This window comes from Nostocoides sp. (assembly GCF_035343835.1).
In the GTDB taxonomy this organism is placed as follows: domain Bacteria; phylum Actinomycetota; class Actinomycetes; order Actinomycetales; family Dermatophilaceae; genus Nostocoides_A; species Nostocoides_A vanveenii.
In genome coordinates, this window is sequence record NZ_DAOQZV010000325.1 from 1 (window position 1) to 2,871 (window position 2,871).

The following is a 2,871-nucleotide window of genomic DNA, read 5'->3' on the forward strand; positions in this document are numbered from 1 at the left end:
GCCCGGAGCGGACCGCCGGTGGGAGGGACGGCCTGGCCGACCCGCTACCCTTGCCCGCTGGGGCCTCTAGCTCAACGGCAGAGCTGCGGACTTTTAATCCGTAGGTTGCGGGTTCGAATCCCGCGGGGCCCACGGACGGATTTCTCTCGCCGCGAGAGCGTGCCGGGCGCGACGGCTGGCCGGCGCAAACCGGCCGGGCGAGCGCGCGCGCCTATGGTGGATCGGGTGACCGTTCACCTGACTGCCCTGGCCTGCTCGGCGCGCGCCCCGGAGGTCCTTGCCCGGTTCTGGGGCGCGATGCTGGGTCGCGAGGTCATGGCCGAGCCCGTGGGCCTGCTCCTGCCCGGCTCCGAGACCCAGGTCGGGCTACGTTTCGTCGCGGACCCGGCGCCCAGGGCAGCGGTCGACCGCGCGCATCTGCACCTGACCAGCACCACGCCGGACGACCAGCAGCAGATCGTCGCGCGCGCCCGGGACCTCGGGGCGACGCCGCTCGATGTCGGTCAGCGCGCCGAGGAGGGCCACATCGTGCTCGCTGACCCGGAGGGCAATGCGTTCTGCGTCATCGAGGCCGGCAACGCCTTCCTTGCGGGGACCGGCCTCCTCGGCGAACTCGCCTGCGATGGGACCCGCGACGTCGGCCGGTTCTGGGCGGCAGCGCTGAGCTGGCCGTTGGTGTGGGATCAGGACGAGGAAACGGCGATCCAGGCCCCGGCTGGGGGCACCAAGATCGCCTGGGGTGGTCCTCCGGTCGCGCCGCTGGCCGCCTCGCCCCGGGAGCGCTTCGAGTTGGCGGTAGGAGCTGACGAGGCGGATGGGGAGATCACACGGCTGCTCGCGCTCGGAGCCACCCGGCATACGGATCCGGCGGACGGCACGGCCTTGATGACCGATCCGGACGGCAACGAATTTCTGGTGGCGCGCTCGGTGGCCTGAACCGGGCGAGATCGCCGGCGGGGCGTCAGCGCCGGCGCTCGACGTGCCCGTCGTCCAGGTGGTACTCGACGTCGGACTGGTCCGCGCACCACGAATCGTGTGTCGACATGAGCACGGCAGCGCCCGCCTCGGCTTCGGCGCGCAGCAAGCCCACGATGATCTCGCGCGTCGTCGCATCGAGGTCACTCGTCGGCTCGTCGGCCAACAGGATGCTCGGCCGCGCGGCGAGCCCGCGCGCGACCGCCACCCGCTGCTGCTGGCCGCCCGACAACTCCTCCACGAGGTGCGTCCCGGAGTCGTCGAGCCCGACGAGGGTCAAGGCGGCATCCGCGCGCGCATGAGCTTCCTTGGCCGGTATGCCCAGCATCAGCAGCGGGACCAGGAGATTCTCGCGGGCGGTCAGCGGTGTCACCAGGGCATTTCCCTGCGGCACGAGGACAACCCCCGCCCGCGCTGCCGCCTCCCGGTCGGGCAGAAGGCGACCGGAATAGGTCACGCTGCCGCCGGTCGGTTCGAGCGCGCGCCCGAGAATCCACAACAACGTCGACTTCCCCGCACCCGATGGCCCGGTCAGCGCCGCGAAGGTTCCGGGCTCGACGTCCAGGTCGACCGCGTCGAGCACCAGCCGCTCGCCCAGTCGCATCGTGATCGCGCGTCCGGCCACTGCCATGGGGGTCCGCGCGCCCGCCAGGGTGTCGGCGGGGTCGGTGCGCATTCGCGCACGCTAGCGCTTCTTGACGTATGCCGTGACCCCCACCCGCGCCCTGCGCCCACCCTCCGGGCCGACGTGTGCACACCCCGGAGACGGGGCGATGACGCCTGCCGGGCGCCCGCGTCATCCACGGCTACGGGTTGTCGGCACGGCGCGATACGTTGCGCGTCAAGGATGGCGACGACCAGGGATGGAGGGCCGACGATGCTCGCGGCACTGCGCTATCGCTGGGTCCAGGCGCTCGTCCTCATCCTGCTCGCGGCCCTCGTCACGGCCTGCTCGGTCATGGCCCCGCTCTACAACCGCGCCGTCGACCAGGCGATGGTGGCGGCGACCTTGGAGAAATCGACAAGCTCTGAGCGCGGCCTGCGCCTGTCATCGGGCAGCTCCTCCCAACCCGTCCTGTCGCTGTCGTCGACGGCGCTCGATGACCTCGTCCCGGATACGATCCGAGAATATTTCGAGCCGCCGATCGCGGGATCGTCCGTCACGGTCAGACGGATGCCCTTGCTCGGGGAGCCCGAGGGGCGGCTGCTCTATCGGGCGGGCATGTGCGACCACGTGCGCTTCGTGAGCGGGCGCTGCCCGGCGCGGGCTCGAGAGATAGCCATCACGGCCGCGCAGGCGAAGGCCTACAAGCAGGGCGTGGGTGCGTCGGTCGCGCTCGGCGAGTTCGACGGGTCGGTCAGCCGGCCGGAGGCCAGCCCTCGCGCGCGGATGCAGATCACGGGCATCTATGAGCAGGCTCCAGCGCCCTACTGGTTCGGCGAGGTGCTGACCGGTCGGTCGGATCAGCTGCTCGGCTTCGACGCCATGCTCACTCCCGAGGCGACGTTGACCGAGCCGGCCGACGGTCCGGAGGCCGACCTTCAGCTGCCCTGGATAGAGGTGCATCACAGCGCTGACCTGGCCCTGCGCTCAGATCGCGTCGGTGCCGACCAGATCGCTGCTCTGGGTCGGAGCGTCGACGACCTCGTGAAGTTCCCGATGGGAGTCGATCGGGCCGGCACCCTGGCAGCCGCCACCGTCACGGCCGGGAGCGAACTCCCTTCCATTGCCCGCGAAGTCGCGACCGGCGCGGACCAGGCCGGACTGACGATCCCGCTTCTGATGGCCCAGCTGGGTCTGCTGCTCGGTTGCGTGCTCTGGCTCGTCCTCGTAGCCGCCGCCGACCAGCGCCGCGGAGAGGTTGCGCTCGCGCGCCTGCGCGGTCGCGGTGCCCG

The 2,871-nt window shown here is 71.4% G+C and carries 3 protein-coding genes and 1 tRNA gene; 3 read left to right on the top strand and 1 reads right to left on the bottom strand.

Annotated features, from left to right (window positions below):
• Positions 1-60: 60 nt before the first annotated feature.
• Positions 61-132: transfer RNA gene (locus PKH97_RS15595), tRNA-Lys, on the top strand.
• Between the two features lie 93 nt (positions 133-225).
• On the top strand, positions 226-936 hold the full coding sequence (locus PKH97_RS15600; RefSeq protein ID WP_324388523.1) for a VOC family protein: 711 nt from the start codon (positions 226-228) through the stop codon (positions 934-936).
• 25 nt (positions 937-961) lie between these two features.
• Here the strand turns inward: PKH97_RS15600 and PKH97_RS15605 are convergent, their stop codons facing one another.
• Positions 962-1,651 (bottom strand): ATP-binding cassette domain-containing protein, encoded by a 690-nt coding sequence (locus tag PKH97_RS15605; RefSeq protein ID WP_324388525.1) that lies wholly within the window; start codon positions 1,649-1,651, stop codon positions 962-964.
• A gap of 201 nt (positions 1,652-1,852) precedes the next feature.
• Here PKH97_RS15605 and PKH97_RS15610 point away from each other — a divergent pair.
• Positions 1,853-2,871, top strand: a 1,019-nt coding sequence (locus tag PKH97_RS15610) for a hypothetical protein (RefSeq protein WP_324388526.1), incomplete at its 3' end; no start/stop codon positions are given.

Coding starts and splice junctions, on each gene's coding strand:
- PKH97_RS15605 (WP_324388525.1), bottom strand. CDS start 1,651: ATGCGCACCGACCCCGCCGACACCCTGGCGGGCGCGCGGACCCCCATG.